This window comes from Ruegeria sp. HKCCA4633 (genome assembly GCF_013034605.1).
Taxonomy (GTDB): Bacteria; Pseudomonadota; Alphaproteobacteria; order Rhodobacterales; family Rhodobacteraceae; genus Ruegeria.
Genome location: NZ_WQGJ01000001.1, coordinates 344,800 through 363,974 on the forward strand (window position 1 = coordinate 344,800; position 19,175 = coordinate 363,974).

The 19,175-nt window shown below is 56.6% G+C and carries 17 protein-coding genes; 10 read left to right on the plus strand and 7 right to left on the minus strand.

The genetic code is table 11. The features are described 5' to 3' along the window. Nucleotides 1-11: 11 nt before the first annotated feature. Both GOV85_RS01760 and pyrH read right to left on the minus strand, forming a co-directional pair. Entirely contained in the window at nucleotides 12-1,238 is a 1,227-nt protein-coding gene (locus tag GOV85_RS01760) for an aminotransferase class V-fold PLP-dependent enzyme (RefSeq protein WP_171174409.1), read from the minus strand. Between the two features lie 251 nt (nucleotides 1,239-1,489). Beyond that, complete coding sequence (pyrH, locus tag GOV85_RS01765; protein WP_171174412.1) at nucleotides 1,490-2,242, minus strand: UMP kinase; 753 nt, start codon at nucleotides 2,240-2,242, stop codon at nucleotides 1,490-1,492. 97 nt (nucleotides 2,243-2,339) lie between these two features. Here pyrH and miaA point away from each other — a divergent pair, with 97 nt between their 5' ends. From miaA to GOV85_RS01790, 5 genes are all read left to right on the plus strand, one after another. Then, nucleotides 2,340-3,233, plus strand: coding sequence for a tRNA (adenosine(37)-N6)-dimethylallyltransferase MiaA (gene miaA, locus GOV85_RS01770; RefSeq protein ID WP_171174414.1), 894 nt, complete (start codon nucleotides 2,340-2,342; stop codon nucleotides 3,231-3,233). A gap of 342 nt (nucleotides 3,234-3,575) precedes the next feature. Continuing rightward, nucleotides 3,576-5,246, plus strand: coding sequence for an ABC transporter substrate-binding protein (locus GOV85_RS01775; protein ID WP_171174416.1), 1,671 nt, complete (start codon nucleotides 3,576-3,578; stop codon nucleotides 5,244-5,246). Nucleotides 5,247-5,381: 135 nt separating this feature from the next. Further along, nucleotides 5,382-6,428: an ABC transporter permease gene (locus GOV85_RS01780; RefSeq protein WP_171174417.1), complete on the plus strand. Its 1,047-nt coding sequence runs from the start codon at nucleotides 5,382-5,384 to the stop codon at nucleotides 6,426-6,428. A gap of 13 nt (nucleotides 6,429-6,441) precedes the next feature. Next, nucleotides 6,442-7,905 carry an ABC transporter permease gene (locus GOV85_RS01785; RefSeq protein WP_171174420.1) on the plus strand — a complete coding sequence of 488 codons (1,464 nt, stop codon included), beginning with the start codon at nucleotides 6,442-6,444 and terminating at the stop codon, nucleotides 7,903-7,905. A 91-nt stretch (nucleotides 7,906-7,996) separates the two neighbouring features. Beyond that, nucleotides 7,997-10,084 (plus strand): ABC transporter ATP-binding protein, encoded by a 2,088-nt coding sequence (locus GOV85_RS01790; protein WP_171174422.1) that lies wholly within the window; start codon nucleotides 7,997-7,999, stop codon nucleotides 10,082-10,084. Nucleotides 10,085-10,202: 118 nt separating this feature from the next. On the opposite strand, the gene GOV85_RS01795 is transcribed toward GOV85_RS01790, so the two are convergent. The 3 genes from GOV85_RS01795 to GOV85_RS01805 all read right to left on the minus strand — a co-directional run bounded on the left by GOV85_RS01795 (nucleotide 10,203) and on the right by GOV85_RS01805 (nucleotide 12,957). Continuing rightward, nucleotides 10,203-11,189, minus strand: a complete 987-nt coding sequence (locus GOV85_RS01795; RefSeq protein ID WP_171174424.1) for an MBL fold metallo-hydrolase — start codon at nucleotides 11,187-11,189, stop codon at nucleotides 10,203-10,205. Nucleotides 11,190-11,318: 129 nt separating this feature from the next. Continuing rightward, entirely contained in the window at nucleotides 11,319-12,281 is a 963-nt protein-coding gene (locus tag GOV85_RS01800; protein ID WP_171174432.1) for a LuxR C-terminal-related transcriptional regulator, read from the minus strand. Between the two features lie 97 nt (nucleotides 12,282-12,378). Continuing rightward, nucleotides 12,379-12,957, minus strand: a complete 579-nt coding sequence (locus tag GOV85_RS01805; RefSeq protein WP_171174435.1) for a lytic transglycosylase domain-containing protein — start codon at nucleotides 12,955-12,957, stop codon at nucleotides 12,379-12,381. A gap of 203 nt (nucleotides 12,958-13,160) precedes the next feature. On the opposite strand from GOV85_RS01805, the gene ssb reads away from it, so the two are divergent. Both ssb and GOV85_RS01815 read left to right on the plus strand, forming a co-directional pair. Further along, complete coding sequence (gene ssb, locus GOV85_RS01810; RefSeq protein ID WP_171174437.1) at nucleotides 13,161-13,649, plus strand: single-stranded DNA-binding protein; 489 nt, start codon at nucleotides 13,161-13,163, stop codon at nucleotides 13,647-13,649. Nucleotides 13,650-13,667: 18 nt separating this feature from the next. Further along, complete coding sequence (locus GOV85_RS01815) at nucleotides 13,668-14,738, plus strand: site-2 protease family protein (protein WP_171174439.1); 1,071 nt, start codon at nucleotides 13,668-13,670, stop codon at nucleotides 14,736-14,738. A gap of 9 nt (nucleotides 14,739-14,747) precedes the next feature. Here GOV85_RS01815 and aroB read toward each other — a convergent pair whose 3' ends face one another. After that, a complete protein-coding gene (aroB, locus tag GOV85_RS01820; protein ID WP_171174441.1) occupies nucleotides 14,748-15,860 on the minus strand; it encodes a 3-dehydroquinate synthase in 1,113 nt (370 codons plus the stop codon). Continuing rightward, the gene (locus tag GOV85_RS01825; RefSeq protein ID WP_171174443.1) at nucleotides 15,860-16,447 is read right to left on the minus strand and encodes a shikimate kinase; all 588 of its coding nucleotides are present in this window, start codon (nucleotides 16,445-16,447) and stop codon (nucleotides 15,860-15,862) included. Before GOV85_RS01825 ends, aroB begins: the two co-directional genes overlap by 1 nt. 79 nt (nucleotides 16,448-16,526) lie before the next feature. Here GOV85_RS01825 and GOV85_RS01830 point away from each other — a divergent pair, with 79 nt between their 5' ends. From GOV85_RS01830 to GOV85_RS01840, 3 genes are read left to right on the plus strand one after another with little or no spacing between them, the layout of a single operon-like run. Beyond that, complete coding sequence (locus GOV85_RS01830; protein WP_171174444.1) at nucleotides 16,527-16,676, plus strand: hypothetical protein; 150 nt, start codon at nucleotides 16,527-16,529, stop codon at nucleotides 16,674-16,676. Then, nucleotides 16,666-18,186, plus strand: coding sequence for a hypothetical protein (locus GOV85_RS01835; RefSeq protein WP_171174446.1), 1,521 nt, complete (start codon nucleotides 16,666-16,668; stop codon nucleotides 18,184-18,186). Before GOV85_RS01830 ends, GOV85_RS01835 begins: the two co-directional genes overlap by 11 nt. Nucleotides 18,187-18,188: 2 nt before the next feature. After that, on the plus strand, nucleotides 18,189-19,145 hold the full coding sequence (locus GOV85_RS01840; RefSeq protein WP_171174448.1) for a site-specific tyrosine recombinase XerD: 957 nt from the start codon (nucleotides 18,189-18,191) through the stop codon (nucleotides 19,143-19,145). Nucleotides 19,146-19,175 lie beyond the last annotated feature (30 nt).

Sequence of the window (19,175 nt, forward strand, 5' to 3'; positions counted from 1 at the left end):
GGGATAATGGATCACAAAACGCGTTCAAGCGCCTCTAAAAGTTGATCAATTTCCTGTTGCGATGTGTAATGCGTAAAGCTGACCCGAAGCACGCCCTGTGCCGGGTCAACCCCCATGGCTTGCAACGGGCGCACGGCATAGAAGTCTCCGCCACCTGCCATAACGCCGTGTTGCGCCAACTCTGCGGCAACAGTTTCAGCCGGTCGATTTAACGACATCGCAACTGTTGGCGCGCGCCGAGTGGCGTCAGATGTGCCGATCAAACGCACTGCGTTGCGATCCTTGACCGCGTCCAGCACCGGCTGCAGCAAGGACACTTCCTGACCGCGCATCAGGTCATGTACAAAAGCGCCTTGTGCGGCGGCATCAGAGATCGGCCCGCCATGGTGCGCACTCAGCAATTCCACATAATCCGCCATGCCCGCACAGGCAGCGATCTGCGCGTGATCCGGACCGGCCGGGGTGAACCGTTTATACAAAACGTCACCGTTAAAATAATGCGCCTGATTGGGAAGCAACTCTCCTATTGTGCGTCGGATGACCATGCAGCCCTGATGCGGGCCATAGGTTTTATAAGTCGAAAACAGGTAGATATCTGGCCCAAGGTCACCAACATTCGGAAAACCATGCGGGGCGTACGAAACGCCGTCAACGCAGACAAACGCGCCTGCCGCGTGGGCAATTGCGGTGATTTCCGTCACTGGATTGATCTCACCTACAACGTTTGAACAATGCGGGAAACAGACCAGACGCACCCTTTCGTCCAGCATATTTTCAAGGTCTTCGGGCTTTAACGAACCGGTTTCAGGGTCAATCTGCCATTCGCGAATTTCGATCCCCTCATCGGCCAATCTACGCCAAGGGCCAGAATTTGCCTCATGATCCTGATTGGTCACGACGATGGCTTCGCCGGGCTTCATCCATTGCCGGAACGCCTGCGCCAAAACATAGGTATTTTGCGTGGTCGAAGGGCCGAAACTTAGCTCATCGGTGTCGACCCCCAGGATTGCGGCCATACGCGCTCGTGCTTCATCCATTTCGGCCCCTGCCAAACGGCTGACCTCGTAAGGCGCATAAGGCTGAACTTTGCGTTGCGTGTAGAACCGCGTCAGTCGGTCAATCACCGGTTGACACGTGTACGACCCACCGGCGTTTTCAAAAAAAGCCTGACCTTGCAAGCTGGGTTCGGAAAAAGCTGGGAATTGCGCCCGAACAAAATCGATATCAAGAGAGCTCATGCCTCTTTGCTCCTTAGTTTTTGCAGTCAGATCAATGAGATGCCCGCTCATGTTTCCAGACACCTCAGAAATCATGGCAGGTCTTCCAGCCCAGCCTGTTGTTACGCCGAAGAAAGGCGCACCACACGGCAGCTCTTTGATAAGAAAGAGCAGTAGTACTTAGACAGCCGCTTCCATAACCGTCAAGTCGCTGCAAAAAAAAGAAAACCCCGGAAAGAACCCGAGGTTTACATCGCGCGTTGGAACGGGATTTAGCCCTGAACTTTGGTGTACGTCCCCTCGCCCGCCAAAATGCCACGGAAACCACCGGGCTCATCCAAGCCGAAAACGATCAGGGGCAGGTTGTTGTCCCGCGCCAGCGCAATCGCCGAGGCATCCATAACACGCAGTCGCTTAGCCAGCACATCATCGTATGAGACGGTATCATAGCGTACCGCGTCAGCATGTTCTTTGGGGTCTTTGTCGTATACGCCATCAACACCGTTCTTGCCCATAAAGATCGCCTCACACGCCATTTCATTGGCACGCAGGGTGGCGGCGGTGTCCGTAGTAAAATAAGGGTTACCGGTTCCGGCTGCAAAAATACAGACCCGCTTTTTCTCAAGGTGGCGCACGGCGCGGCGACGAATGTACGGCTCGCACACCTCATCCATACGAATGGCCGAGATCACACGCGTGAACACCCCGATTTCTTCCAGTGCCGACTGCATTCCCAGCGCGTTCATAACCGTGGCCAACATGCCCATATAATCTGCCGTGGTTCGTTCCATGCCCTGAGCTGATCCGCTCAGGCCACGGAAGATATTGCCGCCGCCGATGACCATGCAGATCTCAACGCCCAGATCGTGAACCGATTTCACCTCTTGCGCGATGCGCTGAACGGTTGGCGGGTGCAAGCCGAATCCCTGATCCCCCATCAATGCTTCGCCCGAGATTTTCAGCATAACTCTGTTATACTTGGTTTTCGGGGTTTCTGCGGTTTCTGATGAAGGGGAAAGGCTCATATTGCGCTCCGGGCTGGCACGGGGTTAATTTCCGGCGCAAAATGAAGCAAAAGCTCCGCAGGTTCAATGCGGTTGGTGAGGATCGAGGCAACCGCACATGGCCCAGCAATCAACAGCGCAATTATTTCGACACTTACCCGCCATCCCCGACGACAAACCGGTGCTGATTGCGGGCCCGACGGCGTCAGGAAAGTCTGCTTTAGCGCTTGAGATTGCCGAACGGTTTTGCGGTGTGATCGTTAACGCGGATGCCAGCCAGGTTTATGATTGCTGGCGCGTTGTCTCTGCCCGACCATCCGCCGAAGAAGAGGCCCGAGCCCCGCATCGCCTTTATGGTCATGTCGCATATGATCAGGATTATTCAACAGGTCATTGGCTGCGCGAGGTGATCCCTTTGCTGACCGGGGACAAGCGCCCAATCATCGTGGGCGGCACCGGTTTGTACTTTACCGCGTTGACCGAGGGCATGGCACAGATCCCGGCCACGCCCCAAGCGATCCGGTCTGAGGCGGACCAGATACCGCTGCAAAAGTTAATCGACGGAATAGACAGCGACACGCGATCCGGTCTGGACACACAAAACCGGGCTCGCGTGCAACGCGCCTGGGAAGTGCAACGCGCCACCGGACGAAGCCTGCTGTCTTGGCAGGTCGACACGCCACCACCGGTTTTGAACCTAAGCGACACAGTGCCAATTGTCTTCGACGTTGATAAGGCTTGGCTTTTGGCGCGAATAGAGCGTCGATTCGATCAGATGCTGGATCAAGGTGCCATCGAGGAAGTGCGCGCCATGCAGGGACGCTTTGACCCCAGCTTGCCCGCGTGCAAAGCCATCGGCGTACCCGAGCTCAGGGCCTACCTGAACGGGTCAATGACCTTGGATCAGGCTCGTGAACGCGCAACGATTGCGACACGGCAATTCGCTAAGCGTCAGCGCACCTGGTTTCGGGCGCGCATGAAAGAATGGAATCACGTCGAAATCTCACCATGATACCAAGCACATTAACGTTGCTGGGATGATCTCCTTAAGCGCCGTCAAGACACTGTTTTTAATGATTTTATTTCAAATCCACAAGTGACCCTTAACAACGGCCGCGCTCGAATCTTTACCGTCTAATGACGACAGACCACGTGTTCAACTTGGCGAGAATGTCGTTTTTGAACGTTTAATGACGAATTCGAACATTGACGTTGGCGGAATTCTGGTGCCGAATACCGTCATGGGGATGCACAGAAACCAAAAATCAAAACCCTTCAATCTGGCGACCGGTAAAAACCGGGTCGCGTAGAACCATAATCAATCAACAAAATCTAATGTCACAGGGAGACATCTATGACGAATGACGTAACCACCAATGACAAGGTACACTGGGCGGCCGAGATGCACGCACAGGAATACCGTGACGGCAAGCTGAGCCGCCGTGAGTTCCTGACCCGTGCCACCGGTCTGGGCGTTACCGCAGCCGCTGCATATGGCATGATCGGCCTTGCCGCTCCTGCTCAAGCCGAAGGCGAAGACGCCAAGAAAGAAGGCGGAACCATTCGCGTTCAACAAGAAGTACGCGCACTGAAAGATCCGCGCACTTATGACTGGTCGCAAATCGCGAACGTCTCACGCGGGACGCTGGAATATCTGGTCGAGTACAACTCGGACGGGACATTCCGCGGCATGTTGCTGGAAGGCTGGGAAGTCAACGAAGACGCAACGGTCTACACTCTGAAAGTCCGTTCGGGCGTCAAGTGGAACAATGGCGATGATTTCACCGCTGATGACGTGGCCCGCAACATCGCACGTTGGTGTGACAAGAGTTCGGAAACCAACTCGATGGCTGGTCGTTTTGCTACGCTGGTTGACGCAGATACAGGTCAGGCCGTGGAAGGCGGGATCGAAGTTGTCGACGCCAACACCGTTAAGCTGAACCTGCCTGCTTCTGATATCTCGCTGATCGCAGGTATGGCTGACTATCCGGCTGCGATCGTACACAGCTCATTCAGCGAAACTGACCTGCTGAACAACGTCGGTACGGGCCCCTACCTGATGAGTGAGCTGGAAGTCGGTGTGAAAGCGGTTCTGACGCGCAACGAAGATCACACCTGGTGGGGAGAAGAGGTCTTTGGTCGCCCTGCTTTGGACAGCATCGTATACACCGACTATGGAACCGACCCGTCAGCGTGGCTGGCGGCACTGGAGTCCGACGAAGTCGACATGCTGTATGAATCAGTTGGCGAGTTCATCGACGTGATGGACGGACTTGGCTATGTGAAGTCCGAAGTGGTCACGATGAACACCATTGTTATCCGGCCGAACCAGCTGGCCGAAATTGATGGCAAGCAAGTCTACGCGGACAAGCGCGTGCGTAAGGCTTTGCAAATGGCCGTTGACAATTCGGTCTGCCTGGAATTGGGCTTTGGTGGCCGCGGCACGCCTGCCGAAAACCACCATGTCGGCCCGATTCATCCAGATTATTACGAACTGCCACCGCAGAAAGTGGATCCTGAGGGTGCACGCGCCCTTATGGAAGAGGCCGGAATGGCCGATTTCGAACATGAGCTGATCTCGATCGACGACGACTGGCGCCGGAACACAACCGACGCCGTGGCCGCGCAGCTGCGCGACGCGGGGATCAAGGTCAAGCGGACCGTTCTGCCGGGCAACACCTTCTGGAACGACTGGGCAAAGTACCCCTACAGCTCGACCAACTGGAACCACCGTCCGCTTGGTGTTCAAATCTGGGCACTGGCCTATCGGACAGGCGAAGCGTGGAATGAATTTGGCTGGTCCAACGCCGAGTTCGACTCAATCCTGACGGAAGCTCTGGCGATCGCAGATGCGGACAAGCGCCGCGAAGTCGTCGCCAAGGGCGAGGCCTTGATCCAGGAAGAAGGTGTAACCATCCAGCCCTATTGGCGTGCGCTCTATCGCCATATGAAAGATGGTCTGGTCGGTACTGACATGCACGTGTCGTTCGAACATCATCACTACAAGTGGGGCTGGGCCGCTTAACGCCAGCCTGCTTCTCACAAGGGGCGCCTGATTGGGCGCCCCTTTCCAGCCGCAGACCTGCCGACACGGGGTCGGATGTCCGAGGCCAGAAAATGGTCCACTGATCTGCGGAACACCCGAACAACAGGGGCCAACATGGGACTTTTTATCCTCCGACGGTTTGGCGTGATGCTACTCACAGCACTCTGCCTGACTTTCGTGGTCTTCTTTTTGACCAACCTCTACCCGAACCTTGAAAAGCTTGCCAAAACGCAAGGCAACCAGCGGATGTCTGACGAGCAGGTCGAAACATGGCTGGGGAATCGTGGCTACCTTCAGCCAACGCTGATCAAGTATGGTCAGTGGCTTGGCGTGATGCCGGGCTTCACCAAAACACTGGAAGACGGCACATTCCAGGGCACCTGTGTGCGTCCCGGTTTGACCGAAGAAGATACGCCCCGCTATTGCGGCGTCCTGCAAGGGGATTGGGGGTATTCCACTGTCTTCAAGGATGAGGTCGGAAAGATCGTCGGCGTCCGTCTTGGCAACACCGGCTATCTCATGTTCTGGGTTTTGGTCCTGATGGTTCCGTCTGCACTTTTAGTCGGAGTTCTGGCTGGGATGCGCGAAGGATCCGCGTTGGACCGGTCGCTGTCGACATTCTCTATCATCACGACCGCGACGCCTGAATACGTGTCGGGCGTGATCTTCATCGCGATTTTCACCTCGTCGACCGTTGGACTAAAATGGTTCAAGGGAACAGCGACATCAGCGATGGAAAACCCGACTTTCGAGAACTTCTTCCTGCCGGTACTGACCATCTCACTTTACGGGATGGGCTATATCGCCCGCATGACCCGCGCCTCGATGACCGAGGTGATGACCGCGCAATACATCCGGACCGCGCGGCTCAAGGGGGTGTCCTTCAGCAACATCGTCATGAAACACGCGCTGCGCAACGCGCTGATCGCGCCCTTCACCGTCATCATGCTGCAGTTCCCGTGGCTGCTGAATGGCGTCGTGATCGTCGAGACCCTTTTCAACTACAAGGGCTTTGGCTGGGCACTGGTTCAGGCGGCGGGCAACAACGACATTCAGCTTCTGCTGGCGATCTCGGTCGTGTCGGTCTTTGTGGTTCTGTTGACTCAGCTGATTTCGGATATCGGCTATGTCTACCTTAACCCGCGCATTCGCATTTCTTAAGGAGGGATAGATTATGGAACCACTTACCTGGACCGGCTCTATCGCCTTCCTGAATCCAATCCTGTTGCTCGCACTCGCCGCACTGGCGCTTTCGATCATAGTCTGGATCGTCGCGAGTATCTTTTTGCCTGAACAGCAGATCACCGTAAACTCGGATGGCTCTGTCAGTTCAAGCGGTGGGCTGCGAGGCCTCATCCAAACGGCGCTTCACTACAGCTTTCTGGCCAGCGTCGGATTGTCGGTTGCGTATCTGCTGCTGGGCATTTTTATGGGGACCAATGCAGGGATCATCGGCGCGATGTCGCAACAGTTCCTGCCTGTTTGGGTAGCGCTGATCATCATGTTTGCGTCGTCCATCGCCTTTAAACGGCGTCTTGGATTGTACGGCAAACTCTATGACAGCCCCATCGGCATGATCGGTTTCGGTCTTGTGATGTTCTGGGTGTTTACCGGCATCTTCGGCGCAATGGACATGATTGTGACGCATGACCCGCTGACGCAGCTTTCGGGCATGAAGAACAAGGTACCTGGCACGCCTCTGCCAAATCTGGAAGACGGGCAATATGCCTGGTACCTGCTGGGCGGTGACAATCTGGCCCGCGACGTCTTCAGCCGAATGGTAAAGGGCGCGTGGATCGTGGTGCAAATCGCGCCGCTTGCCACGATGTTTGCCTTCATGGTCGGCATCACTCTGGGTCTGCCCGCAGGATATTATGGCGGTCGTCTGGACACGTTCCTGTCGTTCTTGGCCAACCTGATCCTTGCCTTCCCAGTGATCCTGCTGTTCTACCTTCTGGTAACGCCCGAGATCGTCGCGACTGGGGTACCGAACTATATGGCCGCGGTGCTGTTTGTATTCCCGATCCTGTTCCTGGCAGTTTTGCTGAACTCTCGGTTCTATACACGTCCGAAATTCCGGACGCCGCTTCTGGTGGCGGTGCTGGGGATCACGGTCTGGCTGTACCTATCGCTGATTTCGACCGGTGGGTATGTGATTAATACCGATGACTATCGCATCTGGGGCCTGCCGACATATCTGGATCTGTTCGACATTCCGGGCGGTATTCTGGTAGTGTTCGTTTCAGTGGTCTTTGTGAACTCGCCTACGGTGTTCCGTATCGTGCGGGGTCTGGCGCTGGACATCAAAACCCGTGATTACGTCGCGGCGGCGCAAACTCGTGGCGAAGGACCGTGGTACATCATGCTGTGGGAAATCCTGCCCAACGCTCGTGGTCCACTGATCGTCGATTTCTGTCTGCGTATCGGTTACACGACCATCCTGCTGGGAACCTTGGGCTTCTTCGGACTGGGCCTTCCACCTGAAAGCCCGGACTGGGGTTCGACGATCAACGAGGGGCGTAAGCTTCTGTCGATCTACCTGCACCCTGCCCTTCCGCCTGCCTTTGCCCTGCTGTCGCTGGTTCTGGGTCTGAACCTGCTGGCTGACGGTCTGCGCGAAGAAAGCCTGAAGGACTGATGTGATCGAGGCCGGGGGCTCTGCCCCCGGACCCCCGAGGTATTTTTAGCCAGATGAAGGGGATCCCCGCATTTGGTGAGGAGTAAACAAGATGAGCAAAATGGCGGATTATGACGGCCCGATCCTGGAGATCGACAAGCTGTCTATCTCATTCTTTACCCGCCTGCGGGAAATTCCCGCCGTGATGGATTTCTCAGTCAGTGTGCAGCCCGGCGAGGCTGTGGGATTGGTCGGTGAATCCGGGTGCGGTAAGTCAACCGTGGCGTTGGGTGTCATGCAGGATCTTGGCAAGAACGGTCGGATCGTCGGAGGGACGATCAAGTTCAAAGGCAGGGATCTTTCAGAAATGTCGGCGGAAGAGTTGCGCGATGTTCGCGGCAACGAAATCGCGATGATCTATCAGGAGCCGATGGCATCGCTGAACCCGGCGATGAAGATCGGCAAACAGCTGATGGAAGTCCCGATGATCCACGAAGGCGTCAGTGCGGAAGAAGCATATTCACGAGCACTGGAAGTGGTGACGGATGTGCGCTTGCCTGACCCGGAGCGAATGCTGAATTCTTTCCCGCATCAGCTTTCTGGCGGTCAACAGCAACGCATTGTGATTGCGATGGCGCTGATGTCGAAACCGGCGCTGCTGATCTTAGATGAGCCAACAACAGCTTTGGACGTGACAGTCGAAGCCGCCGTTGTTGAGCTGGTCAAGGATCTGGGCAAGAAATACGGCACCTCTATGCTGTTCATTTCGCACAATCTCGGGCTGGTTCTGGAAACCTGCGACCGGCTGTGTGTGATGTATTCGGGCGAAGCGGTCGAACGTGGCTCGATCAAGGATGTGTTCGACGAGATGCAGCATCCTTATACACAGGCGTTGTTCCGGTCGATCCCGCTGCCGGGGGCCGACAAGAATTCGCGTCCGCTGGTGGCCATCCCCGGCAACTTCCCCCTACCCCATGAGCGGCCTCCGGGGTGTAACTTTGGCCCGCGCTGCGACTACTTCGAAGAGGGGCGCTGCGACGCAAAAGACATTCTGATGGAGGCTGTGCCGGGAAATGACCGGCACCATACGCGCTGTCTGAAATTCCAAGAGATCGACTGGAACGCACCGATCACGGTAGGCGAACAGAAAGAGAAAGGCGAAATCGGGCGGACTGTTTTGAAAATGGACAACCTCAAGAAATACTATGAGGTTGCGGCAAACGCTCTGTTCGGTGGCGGCGAGACGAAAGTTGTGAAAGCCAACGAAACGCTCAGTTTCGAAGCACATGAATCCGAGACGCTGGCCATCGTGGGTGAATCCGGTTGCGGCAAATCTACTTTTGCCAAGGTGCTCATGGGGCTGGAAACGGCCACGGATGGTCAAATCCTGTTGGACAATCGGAATATCGAACAGGTGCCCATCGAAGAACGGGATGCCAAGACGGTTGGCGAAGTTCAGATGGTGTTCCAGAACCCGTTTGACACCTTGAACCCCTCGATGACCGTCGGGCGTCAGATCATTCGAGCGCTCGAGATTTTTGGGGTTGGAAACTCTGAGGCCGAGCGCAAGAAGCGGATGCTGGAGCTTCTGGATCTGGTGAAGCTGCCGCGTGCATTTGCGGATCGGATGCCGCGCCAGTTGTCCGGTGGTCAGAAACAGCGCGTGGGCATTGCGCGCGCCTTTGCGGGTGATGCTCGTATCGTGGTTGCGGACGAGCCTGTCTCGGCCCTGGACGTGTCGGTGCAGGCAGCTGTGACCGACCTGCTGATGGAAATCCAACGAGAGCATAAAACCACCTTGCTGTTCATCAGCCACGATCTGTCCATCGTGCGGTATCTCAGTGACCGGGTCATGGTCATGTATCTGGGTCATGTAGTCGAATTGGGCACGACCGATCAGGTTTTTGCCCCGCCCTATCACCCCTACACCGAAGCTCTTTTGAGCGCTGTTCCAATCGCCGATACTTCGGTCGAGAAGCAGCATATCGTGCTTGAAGGTGATATTCCCTCAGCCATGAACCCGCCGCCGGGCTGCCCGTTCCAGACACGATGCCGCTGGAAATCCGAAGTGCCGGATGGGCGTTGCGAGTCACATGTTCCGCCGGTGCAGACCTTGGCAGATGGGCATCAGGTGAAATGCCATCTGGCCGAAGACATTCTGGCGCGGATGGAACCGGTGATCAAAGTCGCCGCGGAGTAACCTTGCCAATAAGACTTAGAAAGGGCCGGTCATTGACCGGCCCTTTCTGGTAGCGCCACGTTTTGCGGGGAGACCGGCGGCGCTTAGGAATATGCGTGAGTGGTGTCCCCGATTGTCCTCAGCCTGTCATGACATTGTTGCCGAAATGCATGAACTCTTGGTTCATTCCGGCAACGTCACCGGCCTCTAGCTGCAAGCTGGCGCTTTCGAGCATTTTGTAGCTTTGCTGCCCCTTCACCCAATCGTCAGCCGATTGCAACGTGGTCAGTGTGTAGGATGTGACTTCGTTCAGGTAATGGGTGGGAATGATAACCTTGGGCTTAAGTTTAGAAACGATATCATTGCCTTGCTCAAAGCTGAGAATATGTTCCGATCCGTCCACCGGCAATGTCAGAACATCCACCTGTCCAATGGCATCCCAGAACTCCTGCGGCGGGTTGTGACGATTGTCGCCCCAGATCAGCGTGCGAATTCCACCGGTTTCCACCAGATAGACCACCATATCCATGTGACCCACATTGTTCGGCGGACAGGCTTCTGCCCCGAACTCGGCCAGCGCATTGGTCCAATCATACCACCCGGGTGCAACGCAGGCGTGCTTGTCTGCAAAACCAGTGATCTTGAGATCGGCGAACTCAAATTTGCCAACCATCCGGTCCAGCACCATGGTCGAGCTTGGCCGTTCGATGGCGTCATGGTCAAAATGCGCGTGGGTCGACAACGTGATATCCACCGGGATCTGAGGAAACTCGTTGCGGAACCACAAACCCCACGCCCCTGATGGATCATCGCGCCACGGGTCAAACAGAACGGTCGCCCCGTTGGGTGACGTGATTTTGATGGCGCAATGACCATAATAGTCGATCCCTACCGTTCCGGTGCTGGCCTGCCCGGTCGATCCCTGCAGATCGATGACGTGGTTATTGTTTCCCGGTTGCAACCAGGCTTGAGACTGCGCCTCAGCCGGTTTTGCGCCCAGTACTGAAGCCGTCGCACCAACGCCGGCAGCCCCTGCGGCCATAAAAAATGATCGACGTGAAAGCCCAGGTGCCAGGTGATCCTTGTCCCCGTTCAGGATGGTCGGTTTCAGATCTTTGCGATCCATTTAATGTACCTCTCTGTTGGACGTGTGCGATTTGCCCGCACCCCATCACAGAGGGTAACAAGCCAAAGCATGTTGGCTCAGACCGGAAAATTAGGGGTGGAATATGGGGGCAATCCCCATATTCCACCATCACGAAATTGAGAGAAGATGGCTGCGCAGGTTCTGGTCGCGCCCATCAAGGCCTAATTTGCGGCGAATGTTGTTGCGGTGAAAGTCGATTGTCGAAGTCTCGCGCGACAGCGCCTTTGCGATGTCCTTGGTAGTCTTTCCAAACATCACCATCTGGGCAATTTCCATCTCGGTCGGGGTCATCGCCGCAAACGCATCTGTCAATTTGTCGGACAGCGACGACGTGATCTCGTTCAGGTTATTCTCAACCAGGTCGAGGTAAACACTCTGCGCCTCATCACCTGCCAACTGCGCTCGAACCTTATCCAGATAGGGCAGCACCCGGCTACGCACCTGTTCGACAATCTCCATGTCACGGCTCTTGCGATCATCTTCAAGACTGGACAGTAACACGCGCAGCGCCGTGTTGGTTTCCTGTAATTCACGCGTGCGATCCGAGACCCGTGTTTCAAGCTGCGCAAGTGTTTCATTCAGTTTCTCTTCCAACGCGCGGCGCAGATAAACCTCTTGCAACAAAGCCAAATCCGACTCGACCATGCGCGCAAACTGCGCCAGCCCTTCGCGGAACAGCAATGCCCGGCGGTTTTGTTTGCGATCTAGAACGCAGATTGTTCCGAACACGGATCCATCGGGCCATTTCAGCGGCAGACCGATGTAAAACGTCATGCCGTGTTCCAGATCGTCATTGTCCGACCAGACCGGGTCACAGGTGGCATCCTCGACCACCAGCTCTCCGTCCCGCTGCAGAACGCCCTGACAATAGAGTTTGGGATTCAACTGGAAGGTCAATCCGACCGGATAGGGGTTTTCGGGATGATCTGAGGTGATAAGAACCGCATGGTCAGGCGCATCGGTTTTCATGATCAGGCTCGCGGGCACATCTGCCAACTCGGCGACCAGATCAACCAGTTGCTGCCAGTTGGCCAGTGTTTCTTTGGGAATTTGCGGGTGGTCAACAGGCATGAGGGGCCTCACCAGTTACTGGGCGGTACCCTCTCAGGTTAGTTGGACGAGCCGCACGGAATCAAGAATTGGACGCTCTGCGTCGCAGCATCCGGGCTTACCCGCCCCAGATGACCTTCACATAGTTCTGCGTTTCTTTATACGGCGGAATACCACCATGTTTTTCAACCGCTTTGGGACCCGCATTATAAGCAGCCAAAGCCAGTGGCCAGGATTTGAACTTGCGATACTGCCAGGACAGATATCTGGCCCCGCCTTCCAGGTTTTGTTTGGGATCGAGCGGATTTACACCCAAAAGCTCGGCGGTCTGAGGCATCAGCTGCGCCAGTCCCAGCGCGCCTTTGTGAGATTTCGCCTGCGGATTCCATCCGCTTTCCTGTTGTACAAGGCGCAGGAACAAGTCCTCGGGGATGTTGTGAAGCCTCGCAGCTTGCTTCGCCAGGTCCAGATACTGACCCCGGTACTTTCCGGTATAGCGTTTGCTGACCTGCGCGCGGGACGTTTTGGGTTTGAGACGCTCAGAATCCCGATACTGAGTGGCCGCGCGTGAATCCAAAACTTTGGATTGCTTCAGAAAAATATCCTTACGGCTTTTGGTGGACAGCGTTTGCGCCTGCACGGGCGCAACAGCCAGCACAAGGCAGACAACAGTAAACCCAGCAACCCAAGAACGCATCAATGCCAATCCTGCTCGATCAGAAACCAGTCGGAGTATAGGTATTCCCGACAAAAATGAAAGCTTGGTAAACATCAAAGTAAGACTCTTGTTGAACACTGTTGTATCAACTGTGTTTCAACCACGATGCAGGCCGTATAGGGTCTCACGAAACAAGCCGCGCCGGATTCGGTGCATATACGCGAAACAGAACGAGGAATTACATGGCGGGTTCAGTCAACAAGGTCATTCTGGTAGGTAATCTTGGCCGCGACCCCGAGGTTCGGTCGTTTCAGAACGGCGGCAAAGTGTGCAATCTGCGCATTGCCACCTCGGAAAACTGGAAAGACCGCAACACAGGCGAGCGTCGCGAACGTACAGAATGGCATTCGGTTGCCATCTTCTCAGAGCCTTTGGCCCGCATTGCCGAGCAATATTTGCGCAAGGGCAGCAAGGTCTACATCGAAGGTCAGCTGGAAACCCGCAAGTGGCAGGATCAATCCGGTCAGGATCGTTATTCCACCGAAGTTGTCCTGCGCCCCTATCGAGGTGAACTGACCCTTCTGGACAGCCGTGGCGAAGGTGGCGGCGGAAGTGGCGGTGGTTATGGCGGCGGCCAAGCTGGTGGCGGTTACGGCGACCCTTACGGTGGCCCGTCCAGCTCACCAGCGCCTGCATCAGGTGGAATCGACGACGACGAGATTCCGTTCTAATCGAAACGGAGACACGACATGACATGGTCCTTCTCTCTCGGCCGGTTGCTCGGGTCCGAACTGAGGGTCCATGTCACTTTTCTTTTGCTTTTAGCATGGGTCGGCTTTGCAGCCTATTCCGCGGGCGGTCTGCCCGCCGCCATAGACAACCTTATTTTTGTTCTGGCGCTTTTTGCTTGTGTGGTTGCGCATGAATTTGGCCATGCCCTCATGGCCCGGCGCTATGGTATCAAAACCCCTGACATAACTCTGCTGCCAATCGGTGGACTGGCTCGGCTGGAACGCATGCCGGAAAAACCCATGCAAGAGGTCTATGTGGCGCTTGCGGGCCCTGCTGTGAATATTGTCATCTGGATCGTACTTGTTGCCCTTGGCGCAGGGACGCCATTTGAAACTTTTGCGCAGATCGACTCGCCCGGTACCGGGTTGTTGGACAGGTTGGCCTATATCAACCTGCTGTTGGCCGCTTTCAATATGATCCCCGCCTTTCCCATGGACGGAGGGCGGGTGTTCAGGGCCCTGTTGTGCTTGCGCATGGACAGGGTCAAGGCAACGCGTTTGGCCGCAATAGGTGGCCAGATCGTCGCCATCGGCCTTGGCTTTCTTGGTCTTAGCACCGCAAACCCCATCCTTGTCCTGATTGCGGTGTTCGTTTTCATCGCAGCCAACGCAGAAAGCCAGGATGTTGCATTGCGGTCCGCCGCCCGCCGCGTCTTGGCCCGGGACGCGATGATCACCGAGTTTCACGCCTTATCCCCCAGCGACACGCTCAGCACGGCGGCGCAAGCCGTCATTCATACGACACAGCACGAATTTCCTGTCCTGGAGGATGATCCTGGCCTGCTGGGTTTCGTAACCCGGGATCGCCTGTTCGCCGCTCTGGCCAGCGATCAGCCCCGATCAACCTCTGCGCTTTCGGTGATGGATGCCGATATTCCCTCAGTCGCCCTGACCACTGGGCTAGAAGAGGTGCTGGAGCATCTTCACAAAGGCGCTCCGGCCATCGCTGTTGTCACCCATGGCGGGCGCATGGTGGGCTATATCACGCGTGAGAATATCGGTGAACTCATGGTGATTCAGGGCCGCTAGGACCCTGTTTCACGCCGCTGCCAAAGCGTCTGACAGGACTGAGAGAACGGCGTCTTTCGGAACATCAGACGTAACAAAAGCCTGACCGAGGCCGCGCGCGAGGATGAAGCGCAATTGCCCATCCACAACCTTCTTGTCCTGCCCCATCAGTTCCACCAGCGCGTTGGCACTTGGAAGGTCTCCAGGAATATCAGCAAGATCGGTTTTCATCCCCATCGCGCGTAGATGCGCCCGCACCCGGCTTGGGTCTTCCTGCGAACACAGGCCAAGACGCGAGGACAGTTCAAACGCAAGCGCACAGCCGATGGCGACGCCTTCGCCATGCAGCAACCGGTCGGAATACCCTGTTGCCGCCTCAAGCGCGTGGCAGAACGTATGCCCCAAGTTCAGCAAAGCACGATCACCCTGTTCGGTTTCATCCCGTGCAACGATATCGGCTTTCATCTGCACTGAACGGGTGACGGCCCGCACGCGTGCCGCCATGTCTCCGGCGGACACGCTTGGGCCGTTTTGCTCGAGCCATTCAAAGAATTCCGCGTCACCCAGCAGACCGTATTTCACGACCTCGCCATAGCCCGACAGAAAATCCCTCTGGGTCATGGTTCCCAGGACCGAGGTATCGGCCAAAACCAGCGATGGTTGATGGAACGCCCCAATCAGGTTTTTTCCCTGAGGCGCATTGATCCCGGTTTTGCCGCCAACCGAGCTGTCAACTTGCGCCAGCAGCGAGGTAGGGATCTGCACAAACCTGACCCCGCGGCGCAGGACAGCCGCAGCAAAACCTGCAAGATCACCAATGACCCCACCACCCAAAGCCACAACCACATCCCGGCGCTCGACTTTCTCTGCCAGCAGCCATTCAACCGCGCGTTCAAAATGTGGCCAGCTTTTGGTGGCCTCGCCCGCAGGCAAGGCCAAGGCAGTCATCTCGACACCGGCGGCGTTGAGACCCGCACGCAGAGCGTCCAAGTGCAACTCAGCCACGTTCTCATCGGTCAGGACGGCCACTTTGGGGCGCGGCAATAGTGGGGAAATCCACTCTCCTGCCCGCGCCAGAAGATCCGGGCCGATCTCGACATCATACGAACGGTCGCCCAGATCCACATGTACTGTTTGATGCATTACTTCTGTTCCAAAACATCGGGGCGCGCCAGCAACGCTGCGACAACCCTGTCCACCATATTCTCGATCGAGGTTTCGCCATCGGACTCGACCGTCAAATCCGCCTCGGCGTAAACCGGTACGCGCGCCTCGTAGAGGGCTTTTAATGTCGCATACGGATCTGCGGTTCGAAGCAACGGGCGCGTGTCCTTGTGGCGCACCCGGTTCCACAACACGTTCAGGTCAGCCCGTAGCCATACCGAGGCGCCCTGCTGGCTGATCGTTCGCCGGTTTCCCGGTTGCAGAAATGCCCCGCCGCCAGTGGACAGGACACCCTTCTTCTCTTCCAGCAAGCGGCCGATAACCTGCGCTTCCTTTGCCCGAAAAAACGGTTCTCCGTCCCGTTCGAAAATTTCCGGGATGGTCATGTTGGCCGCTGATTCGATCTCGGCGTCGCTGTCCAGAAACGGAACGCCCAAGCGCGCCGCCAAAGCGCGGCCCACAGCAGTCTTGCCTGCCCCCATCATCCCGACCAAAACCACGGTTTTGTGCAGATCAAACCTGCCCTGTGCGTCTGCGATGTGCGTGTTATGCTTAATTTCGCTCATTTCTCTGTGAATGACGTGATCTTAGGAAAAATGCCAGTTATAACTTGGCCAAAATCAAAAATTGAGGCAGCGTGGGGCCATGGGCCGTCTGATCAAATTCGTGATATATGTTCTTTGCCTGGGTTTCATTGGGCTGGTGGCTTATGCCTATGTCGGTCCTTTCTTTGGCGCGGATTTCTCAGCACCCCAAAGTGAAATCCGCGAACCGGTCGTGCTGGATGTCGACTAAACAGGCGCTTTTTGCCGTCTTTCTGGCAGGATCGGCACAGGCGCAGGACCCTTTGTCAGCCATCGATTGGCTGTCAAATCCGCCCGAAAACCTTCCCGGAACCGTTCTGCTAGAGCCCCCGGTCGCCCAAAACGGCGCATTACCGGACATCGAGGTGACGTCGCTTGAGGCTCTGTCGCGGCCGTTGGGTCTTGTTTCGTCCACCGTTACGGGACTGCCGATCGACCTTTGGAAAGGCAGTGACCCCGCTCGCCTGGCTGAGCTGATCTCCAAAATCCCTGTTCGTGACAATCCTGCCATGCAGCGCTTGCTGTTCACGTTGCTCTTGTCCGAATCCCGCGCCCCGTCCGGGCCTGATGCGCAAGAGGTGCTGCTTTTGGCCCGCCTGGATCGGCTGATGCAGTTGGGTGCAGCAGATCCTGTACAATCCCTTGTGCAATTGGCAGGACCGACGGATACCCAGGAGCGGTTTCAACGCTGGTTTGACGCAACTCTGCTGACCGGGGACGAAGATCGCAGCTGCACCGCCCTGATTGCCCAACCTCATCTGTCGCAGAACTATGCGGTGCAGATATTCTGCAAAGCACGTCGCGGGGATTGGGCGTCTGCGGCGCTGACACTCGAAGCGGCGCACGCACTAGAACTTCTGCCGCCCGAAGAACTTGCTGTTCTTGATCGGTTTCTAAGCCCCGAGCTTTATGAGGGCGCAGCCTATTTGCCGCAGCCCGAAGACCCGGACCCGCTGAGTTTCCGGCTGTTCGAAGCCATCGGGGAACGCCTGCCATCCGCCCCTTTGCCGCGTGCTTTTGCCAATGCAGATCTGCGGGACGTCGCGGGCTGGAAGGCTCAGATCGAAGCCGCAGAACGGTTGACGCGGATCGGTGCTTTGACCCCAAATCAGCTCTTGGGCCTGTATACCGAACGTGATCCCGCTGCTTCTGGTGCAGTCTGGGATCGTGTCGCAGCCATCCAACAATTTGAAAGCGCGCTGAATACGGGCAATGCCGACGCCATCGGAAAGACTCTGCCTACAGTCTGGCAACAGATGCGCAGCGTGGGACTTGAAGTATCCTTTGCCGACCTTTTTGCCGAGCGCTTGTCGCAGGTAACTTTGCCGGTGCCCGCCACCGAAAACCTGCGCTGGCGCATCCTCATGTTGTCCGACATGTATGAGCGTGCAGCCCTTGCTACGCCCAACAACGGGACCGACACATTGTTCCTTGCGGCACTTGCGCAAGGCGATCCCGGACGCGCTGTTTCCCCTTCCCCCTTGGCAGATGCCGTCGCGCAGGGATTCGAGTGGTTGGCACCTGTGCCCAGCGACATCGACGCGTTGTTAGCCAACGGTCAGTTGGGCGAAGCCATTTTGGAAGCGATGCAACTGTTTGCCCATGGCGCGCGCGGCAATCTGGTGGATCTGGCCGGAGCAATCGCAACCTTCCGAAAGGTGGGGCTTGAGGACACGGCCCGCCGTGCCGCGCTGACGCTGCTGATCCTGCAAGAGCGGTGACCATGGGCGGCCCAGCATCCAACGAGCTATGGATCTCAACCTTCCTGCAAGCGCAGGCGGCTGAACTTGGCGCGGCGACAAACACGTTGCTGGCTTATGGGCGTGATCTGAAAGATCTTGCCGCGTGGCTGGAGCACCGAGCCACAGGGTTTGAACAGGCCGACCGCGACCAAATCGAAGCCTACCTAATCGACTGCGATGCGCAGGGCTTGTCCCGTTCCACCCGAGCGCGACGTCTTTCGGCCATCAAACAACTCTATCGATTTGCCTTCGAGGAAGGTTGGCACGATGTGAACCCGGCCATTCAGATCAAAGGTCCCGGGCGACAGAAACGTCTTCCCAAAACTTTGGGTGTGCCCGAGGTGGACCGCCTTCTTGAAGCAGCGCGCCAAACCGGACGCACCCAGTCGGACCGGTTGCGTAACACTTGCCTGATGGAACTGCTTTACGCCACGGGAATGCGCGTGACCGAACTTGTGTCCCTGCCCGTTTCCTCGGCGCGCGGCGATCCGCGTATGCTGCTGGTGCTGGGCAAAGGTGGCAAGGAACGCATGGTGCCATTGTCCCCACCTGCGCGGAATGCATTGGCCGATTGGCTGACCGAACGGGATGAAGCCGAAGAGCAGACCGTTGAGAAAGGTGGCCAAAGGTCCCGCTTTTTGTTCCCGTCGCGCGGGAAATCGGGCCATCTGACGCGACACAGGTTCTTTCTGCTGGTCAAGGAACTGGCCGTGCACGGTGGTGTTTCACCCGAAAAGGTTACGCCGCACACGTTGCGACATGCCTTTGCCACGCATCTTCTGGCAAATGGCGCTGATCTGCGTTCGATCCAGACACTGTTGGGTCACGCCGACGTCGCAACAACCGAGATTTACACCCATGTTCTGGACGAACGTCTGGCGGAACTGGTGTTGCAGCATCACCCGCTGAGTAAAGACCCCAAGAAAGACGAGGGCTAAGCCCTTGATCCGGCGGGGTCGCATCCCCAT